The sequence below is a fragment of the Streptomyces sp. NBC_01775 genome, from assembly GCF_035917675.1.
Classification (GTDB): Bacteria; Actinomycetota; Actinomycetes; order Streptomycetales; family Streptomycetaceae; genus Streptomyces.
The window spans coordinates 5,304,002-5,322,491 of record NZ_CP109104.1; the positions used below are offsets into that span (position 1 = coordinate 5,304,002).

Genomic DNA, 18,490 nt, shown 5'->3' on the forward strand with positions numbered 1-18,490 from the left:
TCCGGAGTCCGGAGTCCGGAGTCCGGGGTCGAGGGCAGGGCCGGAGTTCGAGGAGGGTGAGGCATGGAGACCGTCTGGCTCAGCGGGCCCGAGTGGCTCGCGGTGCTGCGCGTCGGGCTCGGAGTGTGGTGGCTGGAAAGCTGGCGGCACAAGGACAAGCGGGGCTGGTTCGAGCGGGGCACCGGCATCGCGTGGGCCTCGGGCGTGGCGTCCAAGCACCGCTGGAGTGCCGTCACCAAGGGGTTCGACACCGTGGTGAAGCCCCGGCCGAAGGTGATCGCGTACGTCGTCGTATACGCGGAACTCGCGCTCGGGCTCGGCCTGGTACTCGGCTTCCTCACCCCGGTCGCGCTCATCGGCGGCCTGCTGCTCAACCTGCTCTATCTGGTGCTGATGATCCACGACTGGGCCGAGCAGGGGCAGAACAGCATGATGGCGCTCATCTCGCTCGTCGCGCTGTTCGGGATGAGCTGGCAGACCTGGTCGCTCGACGGCGCGTGGGGGCTCTTCTGATGGGGACGGCACGGGCCGATGGGGAGGATGCGGAGCTTATGGGGACGGCATGGGGCTGATGGGGGCGGCGCGGAGGTTCGACGTACCCGAGGTCGACGCGTTCACCGCCCCTTACTGGCGGGCGGCGGCCGAGGGGAGGCTGCTGCTGCGCCGCTGTCGAGCTTCCGGGTGCGGCGCCACGCACCACTACCCGCGCGAGTTCTGCCCGCGCTGCTGGAGCGAGGACGTCGAGTGGGTGGCGGCGAGCGGGGACGCCACGCTCTACACCTGGTCCGTGGTGCACCGCAACGATCTGCCGCCCTTCGGCGAGCGGGTGCCGTACGTCGCGGCCGTCGTGGAGCTGGCGGAGGGGCCGCGCATGATGACCGAGGTCACCGACTGCCCGGAGGACGCGCTGCGGATCGGAATGCCGCTGCGTGTCACCTTCCGGACGGAAGGGCACAGCGAGGAGGGCGAACCGGATGCCCCGCGCGCCGCCCGTGCCGCGCGTACCGCGAGCGCTGAGGCCTTCGCCGTGCCGGTGTTCCGCCCGGTGCGGCGCCACGCAGGCCCTGCGTGACCCCTCCGCCCTGCGTGACCCGTCCGCCCTGTGCGGCCCGCAGGTCCCGTGTGCGGCCCGCAGGTCCTGCGTGACGTTAACCGCTGGCAGCGTGCCCGCCGATCGCTCATGCTGGCCGTGTGCGTATCCGTGAAGCGACCGAAGCCGACTGGCCTGCCATCTGGCCCTTCTTCCAGGCCATCGTCGCCGAGGGCGAGACCTACTCGTACCCCCGCGACTTGGACGAGCCTGCCGGGCGCCGGATGTGGATGCTGGAGCCGCCCGGCCGCACCGTCGTCGCCGTGGACGAGGACGGTGCCGTCCTCGGCACCGCGAAGATGAACCCCAACCACATGGGCGGCGCCTCGCACATCGCCGGTGCCAGCTTCATGGTCGACCCCTCGCGGGAGAGCAAGGGCGTCGGCCGTGCGCTCGGGGAGCACGTGCTGGAGTGGGCGGTCAAGGAGGGCTACCGCGCGATGCAGTTCAACGCGGTGGTGGAGACCAACACCCGCGCGGTCGCGCTGTGGAAGTCGCTGGGCTTCGAGATCGTCGCCACGCTCGAAGAGGGCTTCCTGCACCCCCGGCACGGCTACGTGGGGCTGCACATCATGTACCAGCGCTTCTGAGGGTTGTGACCAGCGCTTCTGAGGTCACGACCGGCGCTTTGGGGCCACGTCCGGCGCATTTGAAACCGCGCACCGGATGGCCGATACCCTGGTTGTCAGCTGTCAGCTGTCAGCTGTCAGCTGTCAGCCGCGGCCGAGTACGACCGTTCCCGAGGAGCAGAACCATCCGCCGGTCCCGGAGGCGACGGCCAGTTCGGGGAGGGCTCCGTCGGCCTTGCGGACCTGGCGGTCCTCGCCCGCCTCGCCTCTCAACTGCCGTACGGCCTCCACCAGGAGAAAGAGTCCGCGCATCCCGGGGTGGCACGCGGAGAGCCCGCCGCCGTCGGTGTTGACGGGGAGCCCGCCGTCCCGTAGCAGCCGCCCCTTCTCCACGAAGGCGCCGCCCTCTCCCTTCGCGCAGAAGCCCAGGTCCTCCAGCGTCACGAGGGTCATGTAGGTGAAGGCGTCGTAGATCTGGGCCAGGTCGATGTCGTCCGGGGTGACCCCGGCCCGCTCGAAGGCCGCGCGGCCGGAGACGGCGGCCGGCGAGACCGTGAAGTCCTCCCACTCGGACATCGTGGTGTGCGAGACGGCCGTGCCCGAGCCCAGTATCCACACCGGATGCTTGGCCAGATCGGGTACGTACTCCTCCGCGACGAGCAGTACCGCACAGCCGCCGTCGGAGCGGACGCAGCAGTGGAGCTTGGTGAACGGGTCGGCGATCATCGGCCCGGAGAGCACGTCGTCGACGGTGATCGGCTCGCGGTACAGGGCCTCGGGGTTGGTCGCGGCGTTCGCGCGGGCCTGGACGGCGACTTCGGCGAGCTGTTCCAGGGTGGTGCCGTACTGGTGCATGTGACGGCGGGCCGCCATCGCGTACTTCGCGATGAGGGTGTGCCCGTACGGCACCTCGAACTGGAGCGGTCCCCGGGCGCCGAAGGAGAGGTCCGAGGTGCGGCGGCGGGCCTTGATGTCGGCGCGCGCGGTGGATCCGTAGACGAGCAGCACCGCGTTGGCCCGGCGCTGGGCGATGGCGTCCGCCGCGTGGGCGGCCATGACCTCCCAGGTGGAGCCGCCGACGGCGGTGGAGTCGACCCAGATGGGGCGCAGTCCGAGGTACTCGGCGACCTCCACCGGTGCGAGCGTGCCCAGTCCGGCCGAGGCGAGCCCGTCGATCAGCGCGCGGTCCAGCCCTGAGTCGGCGAGCGCCCGGCGGGCGGCCTGTGCGTGCAGCGCGTACGGCGTCGCCTCCTCCACCCGGCCCCCGTCGGAGAGCGCGACTCCGGCGACGGCGACCCTGCGGGGCGTAGAGGGTGTGCGGGGCGTGTGAGGCGGGCGGGGCGTGCGAGGGCTGGTGCTCGCGGCAGACATGAATCTGACGGTACATCAGATACGGGGGTGGTGACAGACGGCCGATCCCGCGCGGGGAGGCCGTGCGGTGCGGAGGCCTGCGCGGTGCCGAGGCCTGCGCGGCACGGAGGCCCGCGCGGTGTCGGAGGCCTGTGCGGCACGAGGGCCGCGCGCCTCTGGGCATCTCGGCCGGACGTCCTTAACATGACGCCTCGTCAGATCTGAGGGGAGCTGTCGATGGACACCGCGTTCACCGAGGAGCAGGACGAGATGCGCCGTACCGTGCGGGAGCTGCTCGCACGGCGCTGCGGGCCCGACGAGGTCAAGGCGGCGGTCAGGACGGAGCCCGGGTACGACACCGGGCTCTGGCACACCCTCGCCGCTCAGCTCGGGCTCCCGGGGCTCGCGCTGCCCGAGCGCTACGGCGGCGTGGGCTGCGGCACCCTCGAACTCGCCCTGGCCGCCGAGGAGACGGGCAGGATGCTGCTGCCCTCGCCCCTGTTCGCCACGGCGGCGCTCGTCGCCCCGCTCCTCCTCTCGCTCGGCACCGACGAGCAGCGCGCCCGCCTGCTGCCCCGCCTCGCCTCCGGCGAGCTGACCGCCGCGCTCGCCGTCCCGGCGGGTGTGCTCCCGCTCGCACTCGGCCTCACCGGCCCGGGGGCCGGTCCGGCTTCCGGTGAGGCGGTCGGCCAGACCGTGGGCCCGGCCACCGGCCCGGCCGCGCCCGACGACTGGGCGGGCGGTGGACGGGCCGGCGGCATGCAGGCGTACCGCGACGGGGACGGCTGGCGGCTGTACGGGGAGGCCGGGCAGGTGCTGGGCGGCCACAGCGCCGGGCTGCTGCTGGTCGCCGCGCACGCGGGAGGATTCGCGCGCAGCCGGACACTCCTGTTCCTCGTACACACCGAGCCGGACGGCGCACACCCCGAGCCGGACGGCGTCGTACGCATCCGGCAGACCGCGCTGGACGAGACCCGCCCCGTCGCCCGCGTCGAACTGCGGGACGTGGCGGCCGAGATGCTCGGGAGCGGCGACGGGGGCGATGTGCGCGAGACGCTTGTCCAGGCCGGTCCCGGTGCCGCCGCCGTGCTGGCGGCCGAGGCGGTCGGGGCCGCGGACAGCGCGCTGTCCCGCACCGTCGAGTACACGGGTCTGCGTGAGCAGTTCGGGCGGCCCATCGGGTCGTTCCAGGCGGTACGCCACCGGCTCGCGGATGTGTACGTCCAGGTGCAGGCGGCGCGCTCGGCTGCGTACTACGCGGCGTGGGCGGCGGACGCGGACGCCGGGGAGGCGGCCACCGCCGGCGGACTCGCCCTGGCGCAGGGGCTGGAGGCGCTGCGGCTGGCCGCGGGCGAGGCGGTCCAGTTCCACGGGGGCGTCGGCTTCACCTGGGAGCACGAGGCGCATCTGTACTTCAAGCGGGCGGCCGGTGACGATCTGCTGTTCGGGCCGGTGCACCGGCTGCGGGCCCGCGCTGCCGAGCGCGCCGCGCTGTTCGGACCGACCGGTCAGGGGAAGGAAGGTCGGGGGAAGGAAGGCCGGAAGGAGAAGAGCCGGGGGACAGAAGGCCGGGGGACAGAAGGAGAGCGCGACGCACGCGTGGCAGGAGAGGCGGTCGGGGTCTGATGGACAAGGCGAAGGCGATCCAGAAGATGTCCTCCACCAGGACGTTCGCCCGTGTGGCCCCGCATGTGATCCCCGTACTCGACCGCGCCGTGCACCGGCTGAGCGGCGGCCGGAAGATGATCAGCACCCAGATGCTCCCGGGCGTCGTCCTGACCTCGACGGGAGCGAAGAGCGGGCAGCGGCGGCGTACTCCGCTGGCGTGCATGCCGGAGGAGGAGCGCGGAAGCTGGCTGCTGATCGGCAGCAACTTCGGCAAAACGGGCCACCCGGGCTGGACCGCGAACCTGCGCCGTCACCCTGACGCGTGGATCAGCTGGAAGGGGGCCGACATCGCCGTGCGGGCACGGCAGTTGGAGGGGGCGGAGCGGGAGGAGGCGTGGGAGGAACTGCTGCGGTTCTGGCCGCCGTACGCGGTCTACCAGGCGCGGCTTGAGCGGCGGATCCGCGTCTTCCGGCTGGAGAGGCGCGCGGAGCCGTAGCGGGCAGCGCCGGGAATCACCGGCAGCGGCACGCGAGGATCACCGGCGGTGGGCACACCGGAATCACCGTTGACGGGCACGCGGAGATCACCGGCGGCGTGCGGCGCGGGTATCCACGGGCCGGACGCGGTTACTTGGTGGGCTTCTTGCCCGTGACGCCCAGGTGCACCAGGAGGGCCAGACTCGGCTTCAGCTCGGACTGCTTGACGCCCCAGGACTGAAAGCCCTTCTGGTGGCCCGCGACCGAGGCCAGCATGGCGACGAGGGAGCCCGCGACGGCCGTCGCGTTCACATCCTTGTCGACCTTGCCCTTGGACTGGAGCTCCTTGATGGAGTCGGTCAGGGAGTTGTTGACCGAGTTGAGGATCTTCATGCGGATCTTGTAGAACCGCTTGTCCCCTTCGGCGGCGCCCAGGTCGACGACGCGCAGGATCGCGTCGTTCTTGCGCCAGAAGGAGAGGAAGCCCTCGACCAGGTCCTCCGCCGCCTGCCAGGCCGCCTTGCCCACCCAGGAGCGCCCGGCGACCAGCTCGGTCAGGCCCGCACCCTCCTTGGCCATGGCTTCGGCGATCTCCAGGACGGCGCCCTCGACATCGGGGAAGTACTGGTAGAAGGTCGCCGGGGACGTGCCCGCTTTCCGTGCGACGTCGATGACCTTGACGTCGCGATAGGGCGACGAGCTGAGCATCTCGCTGAGGCAGTCGAGCAGCTTCTGCCGCGTCGCCTGACCGCGGCGTCCGGCCACCCGGCCGTCGACGGTTCGAACTTGTCCTGTCATGCCGTCAGCTTACCGAGGGGTGATCGGCCCGCGATTCCTCCGCATGCAAATGGGTGCGACCGCTGTCCTGGGCGCGCCGATCGCGCTCGGCGCGCCCCGTCGTATGCCCTCCGCACGCCCTCGGCTGCCCTCCGCACGCCCTCGGTGCGGCGTGTGAAGAGGGGACGGTGACAGAGGCGGATGGGAAGCTGACGGAACTGGCGGAACTAGTAGAGAGGGAATGCCGGACTCGTCCGGAACTGGGGGCTTTGTGTGGTCACGAAGACACATACGAGCCGCCCCCGGGTTCGCAACCGCCGCCTTCGCCAGGAAGAATCGGCCTCCGGACCGCAGGTCCGGCACGGCAGTGAGAGGCTGCACGGGGCGGGACGACGTACAGCCCTACGGGGAGGTGGCAGGCAAATGGTGGAGCAGCTGACGCAGCACGATCCGCGGCGGATCGGCCCGTTCGAGGTGCTCGGCCGCCTCGGTGCCGGCGGCATGGGGCTGGTCTACCTCGCACGTTCGGCCTCGGGCCGCCGTGTGGCGATCAAGACGGTGCGTACGGAACTGGCCGAGGACCAGCTCTTCCGGGTGCGTTTCACGCGCGAGGTGGAAGCGGCGCGGGCCGTCAGCGGGTTCTACACCGCGGCCGTGGTGGACGCCGACCCGCGCGCCGCCGTGCCGTGGCTCGCCACCGCCTACGTTCCGTCACCCTCCCTCGAGGAAATAGTCAACGAGTGCGGGCCGCTGCCCGTTCAGGCGGTGCGCTGGCTGGCGGCGGGGGTCGCCGAGGCGCTCCAGTCCATCCACGGCGCGGGCCTGGTCCACCGTGACTTGAAGCCGTCCAACGTGCTGGTCGTCGAGGACGGGCCGCGCGTCATCGACTTCGGCATCGCCTCGGGCGTCTCCAACACCCGGCTGACGATGACGAACGTGGCCGTCGGCACGCCCGCCTACATGTCGCCCGAGCAGGCGCGGGACTCACGCAGCGTCACCGGTGCCAGCGACATCTTCTCGCTCGCCTCCATGCTCGTCTTCGCCGCGACGGGCCATGCGCCCTTCCACGGGGCGAACCCCGTGGAGACCGTCTTCATGCTGCTGCGCGAAGGCCCCGATCTGGAGGGCCTGTCGGACGATCTGCGGCCCCTGATCGAGTCGTGTATGCGGATGAACGCCGAGGAGCGGCCGACGCCCGCCGATCTCCAGTCGCAGCTCGCCCCGCACCTGTTCGCGGCGGGCAGCGACGACAGCGGCACCGTCTCGGCCTGGCTGCCTTCGACCGCCGTCACCTTGATCGAGCGCCGCAGGGGCGGCCGGGCGATGCGGCGGCAACAGGAGGCGGCCCAGGCGGCGCAGGCCGCGCAGGCGGAGCAGGCGGCGAACGCGGCAGCGGGTGCGGCGCACGGAGGGCACGGAGGCCCCGCGGGGAACGCCGGAGCCGCGGTCGGCGCGGGTGCCCCCGCCGGCGCCGGTTCCGGGCCCGCCGACCTCCGCGGAGCGGATCCCTCCGCTCCGGCGCACGGGGCGGCCGGGGCTGTGGCCGCCGCATGGGACCACGGCATTCCGGCGGGTCCCGGCGGGCCTGCGGCCATCGGCGGCGGCCCGGCGTCGGGGCCCCGCTTTCCCGAGGGCGCCGGCTCCGGTTCGGGACCCGGCTCCGGTGGCCCGGGTCCGGGCTCCGCATCGGGGCCGGGCTCCGTGCCCGTTGTCTCGCCGTCCACCTCGCAGCCCGGGAGCCCCGACAGCGGGCCCGTACAGCTGCCCGGCGCGCATGTGCCCATCGGTCCGGGGCCGCGCCGCCCCGACGAGGGCGGCAGCGCCGAGGCCGACCCCACCTCGGGCTGGGTACGCCCGCCCAACGGGGCACAGCACGCGGCCCCGCAGCCCTCGTCCGCGTCGTCCTCGTCCTCACAGGCCATGAGCGACGGCGAGCTGCCGGGCCAGGCCGGCGGCTCCGTGCCGTCCCACGGACAGCCGCACAGCGGTCAGGGAGCGGGCCAGGGCCCCCGGCACGCGGGAGCGCCCGACCACGGCTCGCCCGCACCGCATCAGGCCCCCGGCCCGCACAGCCCGCCCGGCGTGGGGCCACAGGGCTTCCTCTCCGGCGGCGGCCCGGCTGCCTCCGGAGCGTCCCAGGCGGCGCCGCCCTCCGTGCACGGCGCCGGCTCCGGTCTCAGCACGGGAGCGGGCGCGGGTTCCGGCCCCGGCCCCGGTCTGCAAGAGGCGCGGCACCCCCTCCAGCAGTCCGCGCCGGCCCAGCCCGTCCAGCCGCCCTCGTCCTCCCCGCACCAGTCGGCGCCGCACGCTCCGTCCGTCTCCTCGGCCTCGCCGGTGTCGTCCGGGCAGCCCGGACAGGCCGGGGCACCGCAGCGCTGGCGGCCGTGGCGGTTCCGGATGTCGAACGACGTCTGGGGTTCACCCGTCGTCGCCGAGGACCTGGTGTACGTGACCTCGTTCGAGGTGCACGCGCTGGACGTGGCGAGCGGGCGCAGGCAGTTCAAGACCCGTGAGGTCGCCTGGTCGATGGCCGTCTCCGGGGGCCGCGTCCACGCCTCCGACGGGCCCAGCCTCTACGCGCTGGACGCCTCCGACGGCTCCGAGCGCTGGCGCCTGGCGACCGACGGCTGGGTCTACTCGCTCAAGGTCGACCGGGGCACCATCGTCACCGGCACCCGTGGCGGGGGAGTGCAGGCGTGGGAGGCGGCCAGCGGCGAGAAGCTGTGGGAACTCTCCGGTGCGCAGGCCGACTTCGAGACCCCCGAGGGCGGCCCCGTCATCGCCGACGGCGCCGTCTACACCTGGGCGGACGGCCGCCTGTACGCGCTGGAGGCGCGCACCGGCACCGAGCGCTGGTCGTACCCCGTCGGCGACACCTCCGCCACCGGCGGGGTGCCGGTGCGGATCACCGTCGCGGAGGACGGCGTCGCCTACGTGTGTGCCGGCTCGCGGGTCTTCGCCCTGGACGCCGCCACGGGAGCCGAACGCTGGCGCTTCGACGCGCCCGCCGCCTTCCTGTGCCCGCCCGCCTATGTACGGGGCCCCGGCGTGACGGGCGGCGGGATCTACCTCGCCGACTACCTCGGCACCGTCTACGCACTCGACACCGGCAACGGCCACGACCGCTGGCGCATCGCGACGGAGGCCCGGCACTGCACCGAGCCCGTCGTCACCGCCGACGGGCTCGTCCATCTCGGCAGCGGCAGCGCGCTCTACACGCTCGACGCCGTGAGCGGAACGCCGCGCTGGCGCTTCGCGACCGGCGCCGACGTGGTGGGAGCGCCGGTCGTCGCGAACGGCCGGGTGCACTTCGGGTCGGCCGACCACTGCCTGTACACCGTCGACGCGGTGGGTGGCCAGCTGAGATGGAAGCTGGCCACCGGCGGGGAGATCACGGGTCCGCCCGTCGTCGTCGGCGGCGTTGTCTACGCGTGCAGCAAGGATCGTTGCGTCTACGCGCTGGACGCGACGAAGGGGACTGGCCAGTCCCGCCACGCCTCGTAACCCACCCACCCGCCTGTTTTCGCCCGGCCCGGCCCGGCCCGGCCCGGCCCGGCCCGGCCTTGGGGCCGCGCGGGCGCGCGGCCTTTGTGGCGGGTGGGGCTTCGCCTTTTCCGCGGCCGGAGGGACGGACGGCCTGGGGCCGTGGGGATCCCGCCGGGGGCCACGATGCGCGGAGTCCGGCGGAACGGGGGCAGCCTGGGGCCGTCGACGATTCCGCCGGACTCGTTGTGTGTGGTTGTTCGCCGTTGCGGCGGGAGCGGGGCGGGAGGCCCGAGCGGGAGCGGCTATGCCGCGTCGCGCTTGTCGTGGGGCCAGGCGTCCTGATCGTCGCCGTGGGGCTTCTCGGAGGGCGGGGCCTTCGGGAAGGGCCGGGTGTTGTCCGGCGCGCTTTCCGGGGGCGCCCCCTGCTGTCCCGGTGCCTGTCCGGGCTGGGACCCGGCCGGCTCCTGCGTGGGTCTGCCGGTCCCCGGCGGGTACGCGGTCGGCTGCTGCGGGTAGGTGGCCGGCTCCTGTGGGGTTCCGGCGTACGGCTGCTCCAGCGGGGCGGCGTCGTCCTGGCGGGATCCTGGGGCGACGGGTGCCGCGTCCAGATGGCGCGAGCCTCTGCCGTGGCGTGCCGAGGTGGGGCGGCCCTTCATCCCGGCGGCGGCGATCAGCAGAACGACGCTGCCTCCGAGGGCGAGCCACGCGCCGGAGGCCAGTCCTCCGCCGACGCCCATCGACAGGCTGCCCGCGGCCTGGCCCTGGCGGACCATCCACAACACGGTGAAGCCGAGCGCCAGTACGCCCGCGACAGCCACCGTCATCCTGGAGCGCAAGAGCGCGCCCACCACCGCCACCACGGCCAGGACCAGCATCACCAGAAAGATCCCGGTGAACAGCGCGGCTCCGGCACCAGTGATGCCGCCGCCCTGGAAGAGCTGGTCGATACGGAAGTCGCGCCCGTGGCGGCCGTCGTACCACGGTCGGAAGGGGCTCCATACGACGGCCGCCGCTCCGATGAGAGCGAGTAGCAACCCGAGTGAGTTACGGATCATCGGTCTCGCCTCGCTTTCCGGCGCCGTTTCCCGGCGCCGAACGGGTGCGTGATCCAATTTCGACGCTACGCCGTTGGGAACCTACCCGCCACTCTGAGCGTCTTGAGCCGGTGATATTGGTTGTACTGAACGCGACAAGTACGCGGAACAACGCGGCGGGAGCCGTGCTCAGCACCCTCGGGGGGCCTTTTCATGAAGCGGACGCACCACATCAAGCTGCTCGCAGCCGTCACGATAGTGATGCTGGCACTCAGCGGATTCAGCCCGAACCGCTCCAGCGGCGGGCGGGGCGGGAGCAGCAGCGGAGGCAAGTCGCACAGCGGCGGTGGCGGGTGCAGCAGTAAGAGCTCCAGCAGCCACAGCGGAAGCTCCGACTACGACGGTTCCAGCAGCTCCAGCAGCTCCAGCAGCTCCAGCAGCTCCAGCAGCTCCAGCAGCTCCAGCAGCGGCGGGTACAGCGACAGCCACCGGAGCGGCTCCCGCTACAACTCCACCACCGGCAACCACAGCAGCAGTTCCTCCAACGGTTCGAGCTCCAGCCGCCGTGACGGCTCCGGCAGCGTGACGAAGTGCGCCGCGGCGGACAGCGCCAGGCCCAGCGCCACCGTGCGGGTGCGCAACGCCGTGTCCCGCAAGGTCACCTACACGGTGAGCGTCAAGTTCGTGGACGACACCGGAACCCCCGTGGACACCGGCTCCGCCGTCGCGACTGTCAACGCCAACGGCGTCACGAGCGTCAAGGTGCCCATGAGCAACCCGAGCGAGGTCGCCGAAGTCGAACGGTGCGAGGTGCTCTCGGTCCGCTGAGGCCGTACCCCTCCACGGGCGAGGCCCCTCCAAGGGTGTCGCTCCGCCACGAGCGACGACGCTCCGCAGGCGACGCCGCGTCTCACCGCACGCGCACGCCGGGGCCGGGCCCACTCTGGGCCCCGGCCCCGCTCCCGGACCGGCCCCGCGAAGCGAACAGCTCCGCCTGTCGCTCGGGCGGCAGGTTGCCGAGGGCGATCAGCGCCGGGGCCTGGGCCATTGCCTGAGTGCGGGCCGTCTCCTTGGCCGCCCACACCGCCCGCACGGTGCCCTGGACGGCCTCCGTCGGGTACGAGGCGAGCACGCGCGCACAGCGCAGGGCCGCCTCCAGGGCGCCGCCGGGCGGGGCCAGTTCGGACACCAGCCCGGTCTCGTAGGCCCGGCGGCCGGAGATCCGCTCGGCGGTGCCCATCAGCGCCATCCTCGCGACCTCGCCGAAGGGCATGCGCTGCGCCATCGCCATGGCCTCGTACGCGCTGACCATGCCGTAGGTGGTGTGCGGGTCGAAGAAGGCGGACTCCTCGGTGGCGACGAGGAATTCGGCCTCGCTCAGCAGGTAGAAGGCCCCGCCGCAGGCCATGCCCTCGACGGCGGCGATCACCGGGATCCACAGGTCGTTGGCCTTGGGTCCGATGGTCAGCAGCGGGTCGTCGATCGCGTAGGGGGAGTGCGGCTGCGCGGCGGCCTCCTCGCCGGACACCGCCGTGCGGTCGATCCCGGTGCAGAAGGCCCGCCCGCCGGCGCCGGTCACCACGGCGGCGCGGACCGCCGGGTCCGTGCGGAAGCCGCGCCAGACCTGGGCCAGCGCGCGGGCGTCCGCCAGGTCGAGCGCGTTGTGCTTCTCGGGGCGGTCCAGGGTCACCGTGGCGACGCCGTCCTCGGTGTGCGTCCGGATGCTCACGGCCGCTCCAGCATCCAGCGCGGGACGGTCACCCGGTCCTCGCCCTCGCCCATCTCGTGGAAGACTGCCTTGACCGGTGCTCCGATGCGCAGCTTCGCCGGATCGAGGGAATCGAGGGAAGCATCCGGTGCCGCGACCAGATTGCCCACCATCCGGATGCGCGGTTCGTCGGCCAGCTCGACCACGACCGCGTTGTAGGGGGCCTGTTCGGCGTAGGCGGGCAGCAGCGGCGGGTGTGCCACGACGTACGACCAGATACGGCCGCGCCCGCTCATCCGGTGCCATTCGACACCGAAGGACTGGCAGTGCGGGCAGCACGGCCGTGGCGGGAAGCGGCGCCGCCCGCACTCCCCGCACGCCTGCACGCGCAGCTCGCCACGTGCCGTGTACGTCCAGAAGGGGGCGCCGTCCTCGTCCTGCACGGGCAACAGCAGCCCGGAGCCTGTGGTGGGGGTGGGGGACACGGGATCAACTCCTCAGCAGCACGGCGGAGGTGGGTACGCCCTCGCCCGCCGTGATTAGGCAGGTCGAGGCGTCGGGGACCTGCGCGGTCGAGGTGCCGCGCAGCTGTTTGACGCCCTCGGTGATGAGGTTGAAGCCGTGCACATACGCCTCGCTGAGCCCGCCTCCCGAGGTGTTCAGCGGCAGCCGTCCGCCGATCTCCAGCGCGCCGCCCTCGGTGAAGGCCGCGCCCTCGCCCCGCCCGCAGAACCCGTAGCCCTCCAGGGAGAGCGGGATGAGCGGGGTGAAGGCGTCGTAGATCTGGGCGACATCCACATCCTGTGGACCCAGGTCGGCCGTCTTCCACAGCTGCTGGGCCGCCGTCCAGGCGGGCCCCTGAAGCGGGTCGTCGTTCCAGTAGTTGACCATTCCGTGGTGCTGCGCGGGCAGCCCCTGGGCCGCGGAGTGGACGTAGACGGGCTTTTGGCGGCAGTCGCGGGCGCGCTCGGCGGACACGAGCACGCAGGCGAGGGCGCCGTCCGTCTCCAGGCAGTTGTCGAACAGGCACAGCGGTTCGCTGATCCAGCGTGCGGTCATGTACATCTCGCGGGTCAGCGGGCGCTCGTACATCATCGCCGCGGGGTTCTGATTGGCGCGGTTGCGGCAGGCCAGGGCGACGTTGAAGAGGTGGTCGCGGGTGGCGCCGTACTCGTGCATGTAGCGCCGGGTGAGCATGCCGATCTCGTCGGCGGGGCGCAGCAGTCCGAAGGGGCGCGTCCACTGCGCCGGGGTGGGCAGCTGCACGGTGGTGTTCTTCCACGGCCGCGCGCCCGAGCCGCGTTTGCGCGAGCGCCAGGCGACGCCGACGCTCGCCTGTCCCGTGGCGATGGCCGCGGCGAGGTGCGCGACCGTGGCGCACGAACCGCCGCCCCCGTAGCCGACCTTGGAGAAGAAGGTCACATCGCCGGCGCCGATGGCCTTGGCGACCTCGACCTCGTCGGTCTCCTCCATCGTGTACGAGGCGAAGCCGTCCACCTCGGCGGGGGCGATCCCCGCGTCGTCGAGCGCCGCCAGAACGGCGCGGCAGGCGAGGGCCTTCTCGGATTCCGGGAGCCGCTTGGCGAACGGCGTCTGGCCTATGCCGGCGATCGCCGTGGCGTCCTTCATGGCGTCCTCCTCGGCCGTTCCCGACTGCCCCCGGTGCGCGCAGCCTCCACGGCCTGACCGATTGCGTGTTCCGCTGCTGACAGCGGAGGAGGCTACAGCTAATCTGACGGTTAGTCAGCTAGTGCTTCACCGAGGGCCTCACCGGTGACGTGGGCCGAGTGCTGGGGCCGAAGCCGTGGTCGCCATGGTGTGAAGGAGGACGAGATGAGCGGTAACGCGTTCTCGCCGGGGCCCGGACAGGAGGCCGCGCCCGGGGCCTCCGGTTCGCCCCGTGTCCGAACGGTCCCGGAGGGCGTCCATACGGTTCCGGAGGATGTGACGGTCCCGGAGGGTGGCCATACGTTCCCCGAGGGCATCCGTACGGTCCCCGAGCTCGTACGCGCCGCGGCCGAGCGGTACGGCGAGCGGGAGGCCGTCGTCGAGGGCCGCACCCGCGTCGGCTACCGGGAGCTGGGCGAGCGCGTGGAGCGCGCTGCCGCCGCGTGTGTGGCCTCCGGGCTGGAGCGGGGCGACCGGGTGGCCATCTGGGCGCCCAACACCCTCGACTGGATCGTGGCCGCGCTGGGCGCCGTCACGGCGGGCGGGGTCCTCGTGCCGCTCAACACCCGCTTCAAGGGCGTCGAGGCCGCCTATGTGCTCGAACGCACCCGCGCCCGGCTGCTGTTCGTCACCGGCACCTTTCTGGGTACCTCGTACGTCGCCTCGCTGCGCCGTGCCACCGCCGAGGGCCTCGGGGACGGGCCGCTGCCCGGCCTGGCACACCTGCGCGAAGTCGTCGTACTCGCGCAGGACGCGCCCGTCGGCTTCCGTACCTGGCGGGACTTCCTGGCGGGCGGCGAGTCGATCCCCCGTGAGGCGGTCCGCGCGCGTTCGGCCCTCGTCGGGCCCGAAGCCCCCTCGGACATCACCTTCACCTCGGGCACCACCGGCCACCCCAAGGGCGCCGTCATCACCCACGAACAGACCCTGCGCGTCTACACCGTGTGGAGCGAACTGGCCGGGCTGAGCGAGGGCGACCGCTATCTGATCGTCAACCCGTTCTTCCACACCTTCGGCTACAAGGCGGGCATCATCGCCTGCCTTCTGAGGGGCGCGACGATGATCCCGCAGCCCGTCTTCAACGTGGAGACCGCGCTCGCGCACATCGCCACGGAACGGGTGAGCGTGCTGCCCGGACCGCCCACCTTGCACCAGTCGATCCTCGATCATCCGGCGCGCCACCAGCACGACCTCTCGGCGCTGCGCCTGGTGGTGACCGGCGCCGCCGTCGTCCCGCTGGAGTTGGTGGAGCGGCTGCGCGCCGAGCTGAAGGTGGGCACCGTGCTGACGGCGTACGGCCTGACCGAGGCGTCCGGGACCGTCACCATGTGCCGCAGGGGCGACCCCGCCGAGGTCATCGCCGGAACCTCCGGCCGGGCCATCCCCGAGACGGAGGTCAAGGTCGTGGCCTCCACCGGCGCCGAGCAGCCACCGGGCGAACCGGGCGAGGTCCTGGTACGCGGCTACCACGTGATGTCCGGATACTTCGAGGAACCCGAGGAGACCGCCGAGGCCATCACGCCCGACGGCTGGCTGCGCACGGGCGACGTCGGCGTCCTGGACGCCGACGGCAATCTGCGGATCACCGACCGGATGAAGGACATGTTCATCGTCGGCGGCTTCAACGCCTACCCGGCCGAGATAGAACTCCTCCTCGCCAGGCATCCGGACATCACCGAGGTCGCCGTGATCGGCATCCCCGACGCCCGGCTGGGCGAGGCGGGCAAGGCGTTCGCCGTACGGCACGAGGGTGCCACCGTCACCGCCGATGACCTCATCGCCTGGTCACGGCGTGAGATGGCGAACTACAAGGTGCCCAGAGAGGTCGAGTTCGTGCCGGCCCTGCCGCGCAACGCGAGCGGGAAGGTCCTCAAGACCCGGCTGCGGGCGGGACTCCGTCGGTGAACTGTGCGGGGAGCCGGTGAAAGGCGGGGGACGGGCCCGTCAGAGAGGGGAGGGGTCCGTCAGAGGGAGAGCGCGCCGGTGAGAAGGGCGGCGGCGGTCATCACCAGGGTGGTGGCGAAGGCCCAGCGGAAGATGAAGCGCTGATGCTCGCCGAGCGACACGCCGCTCATGCCGACCAGGATGAAGGTGGAGGCGGTGAGCGGGCTGAGCGGGAATCCGGTGGTCATCTGGCCGAGGATGGCGGCTCTGGCCACCTCGGCGGGATCCGTGCCGAAGCCGTCAGCGGTCTGGGCGAGCACGGGGAGAACCCCGAAGTAGTAGGCGTCCGGGGTGAAGACGAGGCTCAGCGGCATGCCGGTGAGGGCGACCAAGGCCGGCAGGTGGCCTCCGAGCGAGTCCGGGACGACGGACACGAGCGCCTCCGCCATCTCGTCGATCATCTTGGTGCCGGTGAGGACCCCGGTGAGCACCCCGGCCGCGAAGATCATCGTCGTGACGAGAACCACGCTCTTGGCGTGCTTGTCGAGCAGCGCCTGCTGCTGCTCCCACCTGGGGTGGTTGGCCAGCAGCGCGACGGTGAAGCCGAGGACGAACAGCACCGGCAGCGGCATCACCTCCTGCACCAGGCCGACCACCAGCACGATGGTGAGCAGCAGGTTGAAGACGGTCAGCCAGGTCCGGGGCGGCGCGGGCACCAGGACGGCTCCCGGCCCCTTTCCGGGTGCGGACGCGGGCGCGGGTGCGGACGCGGGCGCGGAATCGGGCTTCTGGTCCGGCTCGCCCTGCTCCTCCGGTTCGCCCCGCTCCTCCGGTTCGCTCTGCTCCGTGCGCGCGTCCCGCTCCGTACGCCCGTCCCGCGCCTGGCCTTGCGCCTCCAGCGTGCCGAGACGCCGCCGCTCCCGGCGGCCGATCAGGTAGGAGGCCAGCAGCACCCACGCGATGCCGAAGATCATGGCCGGCAGGACGGGGAGGAAGACCTCGGAGCTGTCCAGCTTCAGGGCCGCCATGGCGCGCACGGTGGGCCCGCCCCACGGGACCATGTTCATCACGCCGGCGCCCAGACAGACGACCCCGGACAGCACCAGCGGGCTCATCCCCAGCTTCTTGTAGACGGGCAGCAGCGCGGAGACGGTGATGAGGAACGTGGAGGCGCCGTCCCCGTCCAGGGACACACACAGGGTCAGGACGGCGGTGGCGAGGGTGATCCGCAGCGGATCCCCCTTGGCCATGCGCAGCAGCCCCCGTATCAGGGGGTCGAAGAGCCCGGCGTCCACCATCAGGCTGAAGTACAGGACCGCGAAAGCGATCATGATGCCGGTGGGGGCCACCTGGGACAGGCCGTCGAGCACCATGCCGCCCAGCTCGCCCGCGAAGCCTCCGGCGAGCGCCGCCAGCACCGGGACCAGGACCAGGGAGACCAGGACCGACGCCCGTTTGGTCATGGTGAGCAGCAGGAAAATGGCGATCGTGGCGAAGCCCAGGGCTGCCGACATGGCGCGGCTCGCTTTCTCGGGTGGCGGGGCTCGGCGGCGGTGAGCAGGGGATTGCGGGGGCGCCGAGGCGTTACGCGAGAGTTTCTGGGCGGCACGGGACAGGTGTCCAGCATCAAACCGACATCTATCCATGCGCTATACGCATCAATAAGGCTGGGCCGCCGTATGCTCGCCGACCATGGAGACCACCTTGCGCCAGCTGGCCGCGTACGCCGCGGTCGCCCGGGCGACGAGCTTCACCTCGGCCGCAGCACAGCTCCACGTCTCGCAGTCGTCGCTCAGCCGCGCGGTCGCGGACCTGGAGCGGCAGCTCGGCACGCAGCTGCTCGAGCGCGACACCCGCAATGTGCAGCTGACGGCCGCCGGGGTCGAGGCCCTGCGGATCGCCGAGCAGATCGTCACCGCTCACCGGGCGGGCATGAAGGAGCTGAGCCGGTTTCTGCTCGGGGAGTCGGGAACGGTCGCCGTGGCCACGCTCCCCTCCGTCGCCGCGGTGCTGCTGCCGCAGGTGATCTCCGGCTTCCGGGAGCAGCGGCCACAGGTGACGGTACGTCTCCTCGACGGTCTGGAGCGGTCGGTGCTCGACCGGGTGCTGTCCGGCGACGCGGACTTCGCGATCACCACGGTCGGCGAGCCGTCCCCGCAGCTGGAGCACCGCCCCCTGGTGCGGGACCGCTTCGTCGCGGTGCTTCCCGAGGCCCACCCGCTCGCTGAGAGCGGCGAGGTCACCTGGGAGGAGCTGGCCCGCGAGCCGTTCCTCGCCGTCGGCCGCGACTCAAGCGTGCGCAGGCTCACCGACGCGGCGTTCGCCCAGATCGAGGCGCACACCGCACCGGCTGCCGAGGCCGGCAGCGTCGCGACGCTGGGCGGACTGGTGGCCGCCGGCCTCGGCGTATCCGCGCTGCCGGCCCTGGTGCTGCCTCTCATGGGAGCCGGCCCCGTCGTCTGCCGCCCCCTGGCCGGGCCCGTGATCGACCGGCGCCTGGACATCGCCCTGCGGGCGCGACGGTCCCTCCCCGCGGTGACGGAGAGATTCCTGGAGGCGCTTGAGGAGTTCCGCCGCGAGGACCGTGCTCTGCCGGACGGAGTCTCCTGGGCCCAGCCGTCTCCCCCGTCGGCCCAGCTCACTCCCCCGTCGGCTCACCTCTCTCCCGCCTCGGCCCAGCCGTCTCCCGCGCGTCCGAGCCGCGCCCCGGTGGCCAGGACGTCACCCGACAGGGATTCATGCGGCAATCGCATTGATTCATGACGTTCTTTTGCTGGACTGACATTTTTCCGCTCGGCACGCTGAGAGCTCGGCAACGGCATCGGCGATGACGAGGGAG

Annotated in this window: 16 protein-coding genes; 9 read left to right on the forward strand and 7 right to left on the reverse strand. The window is 72.3% G+C overall.

Translation table 11 applies throughout. The annotated features are described in order from the left end of the window. Nucleotides 1-63 precede the first annotated feature (63 nt). From OHB04_RS23735 to OHB04_RS23745, 3 genes are all read left to right on the forward strand, one after another. On the forward strand, nt 64-513 hold the full coding sequence (locus OHB04_RS23735; RefSeq protein WP_326808245.1) for a DoxX family membrane protein: 450 nt from the start codon (nt 64-66) through the stop codon (nt 511-513). A 49-nt stretch (nt 514-562) separates the two neighbouring features. Then, nucleotides 563-1,072 carry a Zn-ribbon domain-containing OB-fold protein gene (locus OHB04_RS23740; protein ID WP_326808246.1) on the forward strand — a complete coding sequence of 170 codons (510 nt, stop codon included), beginning with the start codon at nt 563-565 and terminating at the stop codon, nt 1,070-1,072. Nucleotides 1,073-1,191: 119 nt separating this feature from the next. Further along, nucleotides 1,192-1,680 carry a GNAT family N-acetyltransferase gene (locus OHB04_RS23745; protein WP_326689671.1) on the forward strand — a complete coding sequence of 163 codons (489 nt, stop codon included), beginning with the start codon at nt 1,192-1,194 and terminating at the stop codon, nt 1,678-1,680. A 123-nt stretch (nt 1,681-1,803) separates the two neighbouring features. Here OHB04_RS23745 and OHB04_RS23750 read toward each other — a convergent pair whose 3' ends face one another. After that, nucleotides 1,804-3,030: a thiolase C-terminal domain-containing protein gene (locus OHB04_RS23750; RefSeq protein ID WP_326689672.1), complete on the reverse strand. Its 1,227-nt coding sequence runs from the start codon at nt 3,028-3,030 to the stop codon at nt 1,804-1,806. Between the two features lie 216 nt (nt 3,031-3,246). On the opposite strand from OHB04_RS23750, the gene OHB04_RS23755 reads away from it, so the two are divergent. Together OHB04_RS23755 and OHB04_RS23760 are read left to right on the forward strand one after the other, a co-directional pair. Next, nucleotides 3,247-4,635 carry an acyl-CoA dehydrogenase family protein gene (locus tag OHB04_RS23755; protein WP_326808247.1) on the forward strand — a complete coding sequence of 463 codons (1,389 nt, stop codon included), beginning with the start codon at nt 3,247-3,249 and terminating at the stop codon, nt 4,633-4,635. Then, complete coding sequence (locus OHB04_RS23760) at nt 4,635-5,114, forward strand: nitroreductase/quinone reductase family protein (RefSeq protein ID WP_326689674.1); 480 nt, start codon at nt 4,635-4,637, stop codon at nt 5,112-5,114. Before OHB04_RS23755 ends, OHB04_RS23760 begins: the two co-directional genes overlap by 1 nt. A gap of 130 nt (nt 5,115-5,244) precedes the next feature. Here the strand turns inward: OHB04_RS23760 and OHB04_RS23765 are convergent, their stop codons facing one another. Beyond that, complete coding sequence (locus OHB04_RS23765) at nt 5,245-5,892, reverse strand: TetR family transcriptional regulator (protein WP_326689675.1); 648 nt, start codon at nt 5,890-5,892, stop codon at nt 5,245-5,247. Between the two features lie 402 nt (nt 5,893-6,294). Between OHB04_RS23765 and OHB04_RS23770 the strand changes: the two genes are divergently transcribed. Next, complete coding sequence (locus OHB04_RS23770; protein WP_326808248.1) at nt 6,295-9,375, forward strand: outer membrane protein assembly factor BamB family protein; 3,081 nt, start codon at nt 6,295-6,297, stop codon at nt 9,373-9,375. 284 nt (nt 9,376-9,659) lie between these two features. Here the strand turns inward: OHB04_RS23770 and OHB04_RS23775 are convergent, their stop codons facing one another. Beyond that, on the reverse strand, nt 9,660-10,412 hold the full coding sequence (locus OHB04_RS23775) for a hypothetical protein (RefSeq protein ID WP_326689677.1): 753 nt from the start codon (nt 10,410-10,412) through the stop codon (nt 9,660-9,662). A gap of 192 nt (nt 10,413-10,604) precedes the next feature. On the opposite strand from OHB04_RS23775, the gene OHB04_RS23780 reads away from it, so the two are divergent. Beyond that, complete coding sequence (locus OHB04_RS23780; RefSeq protein WP_326808249.1) at nt 10,605-11,219, forward strand: hypothetical protein; 615 nt, start codon at nt 10,605-10,607, stop codon at nt 11,217-11,219. An 82-nt stretch (nt 11,220-11,301) separates the two neighbouring features. On the opposite strand, the gene OHB04_RS23785 is transcribed toward OHB04_RS23780, so the two are convergent. The 3 genes from OHB04_RS23785 to OHB04_RS23795 are packed head-to-tail and all read right to left on the reverse strand — an operon-like array spanning nt 11,302 to nt 13,728. Beyond that, the gene (locus tag OHB04_RS23785; protein ID WP_326808250.1) at nt 11,302-12,120 is read right to left on the reverse strand and encodes an enoyl-CoA hydratase/isomerase family protein; all 819 of its coding nucleotides are present in this window, start codon (nt 12,118-12,120) and stop codon (nt 11,302-11,304) included. Continuing rightward, entirely contained in the window at nt 12,117-12,584 is a 468-nt protein-coding gene (locus OHB04_RS23790) for a Zn-ribbon domain-containing OB-fold protein (protein WP_326689680.1), read from the reverse strand. Before OHB04_RS23790 ends, OHB04_RS23785 begins: the two co-directional genes overlap by 4 nt. A gap of 4 nt (nt 12,585-12,588) precedes the next feature. Beyond that, on the reverse strand, nt 12,589-13,728 hold the full coding sequence (locus tag OHB04_RS23795; RefSeq protein ID WP_326689681.1) for a lipid-transfer protein: 1,140 nt from the start codon (nt 13,726-13,728) through the stop codon (nt 12,589-12,591). A gap of 204 nt (nt 13,729-13,932) precedes the next feature. Here OHB04_RS23795 and OHB04_RS23800 point away from each other — a divergent pair, with 204 nt between their 5' ends. Beyond that, a complete protein-coding gene (locus OHB04_RS23800) occupies nt 13,933-15,672 on the forward strand; it encodes a FadD3 family acyl-CoA ligase (protein ID WP_326689682.1) in 1,740 nt (579 codons plus the stop codon). A gap of 59 nt (nt 15,673-15,731) precedes the next feature. Here OHB04_RS23800 and OHB04_RS23805 read toward each other — a convergent pair whose 3' ends face one another. Then, nucleotides 15,732-17,165, reverse strand: coding sequence for a CitMHS family transporter (locus tag OHB04_RS23805; protein ID WP_326808251.1), 1,434 nt, complete (start codon nt 17,163-17,165; stop codon nt 15,732-15,734). Between the two features lie 178 nt (nt 17,166-17,343). Between OHB04_RS23805 and OHB04_RS23810 the strand changes: the two genes are divergently transcribed. After that, complete coding sequence (locus tag OHB04_RS23810) at nt 17,344-18,414, forward strand: LysR family transcriptional regulator (protein ID WP_326808252.1); 1,071 nt, start codon at nt 17,344-17,346, stop codon at nt 18,412-18,414. Nucleotides 18,415-18,490 lie beyond the last annotated feature (76 nt).

Coding starts and splice junctions, on each gene's coding strand:
- OHB04_RS23755 (WP_326808247.1), top strand. CDS start 3,247: ATGGACACCGCGTTCACCGAGGAGCAGGACGAGATGCGCCGTACCGTG.
- OHB04_RS23775 (WP_326689677.1), bottom strand. CDS start 10,412: ATGATCCGTAACTCACTCGGGTTGCTACTCGCTCTCATCGGAGCGGCG.
- OHB04_RS23760 (WP_326689674.1), top strand. CDS start 4,635: ATGGACAAGGCGAAGGCGATCCAGAAGATGTCCTCCACCAGGACGTTC.
- OHB04_RS23750 (WP_326689672.1), bottom strand. CDS start 3,030: ATGTCTGCCGCGAGCACCAGCCCTCGCACGCCCCGCCCGCCTCACACG.
- OHB04_RS23765 (WP_326689675.1), bottom strand. CDS start 5,892: ATGACAGGACAAGTTCGAACCGTCGACGGCCGGGTGGCCGGACGCCGC.
- OHB04_RS23735 (WP_326808245.1), top strand. CDS start 64: ATGGAGACCGTCTGGCTCAGCGGGCCCGAGTGGCTCGCGGTGCTGCGC.
- OHB04_RS23810 (WP_326808252.1), top strand. CDS start 17,344: ATGGAGACCACCTTGCGCCAGCTGGCCGCGTACGCCGCGGTCGCCCGG.
- OHB04_RS23805 (WP_326808251.1), bottom strand. CDS start 17,165: ATGTCGGCAGCCCTGGGCTTCGCCACGATCGCCATTTTCCTGCTGCTC.
- OHB04_RS23795 (WP_326689681.1), bottom strand. CDS start 13,728: ATGAAGGACGCCACGGCGATCGCCGGCATAGGCCAGACGCCGTTCGCC.
- OHB04_RS23740 (WP_326808246.1), top strand. CDS start 563: ATGGGGCTGATGGGGGCGGCGCGGAGGTTCGACGTACCCGAGGTCGAC.
- OHB04_RS23780 (WP_326808249.1), top strand. CDS start 10,605: ATGAAGCGGACGCACCACATCAAGCTGCTCGCAGCCGTCACGATAGTG.
- OHB04_RS23770 (WP_326808248.1), top strand. CDS start 6,295: ATGGTGGAGCAGCTGACGCAGCACGATCCGCGGCGGATCGGCCCGTTC.
- OHB04_RS23800 (WP_326689682.1), top strand. CDS start 13,933: ATGAGCGGTAACGCGTTCTCGCCGGGGCCCGGACAGGAGGCCGCGCCC.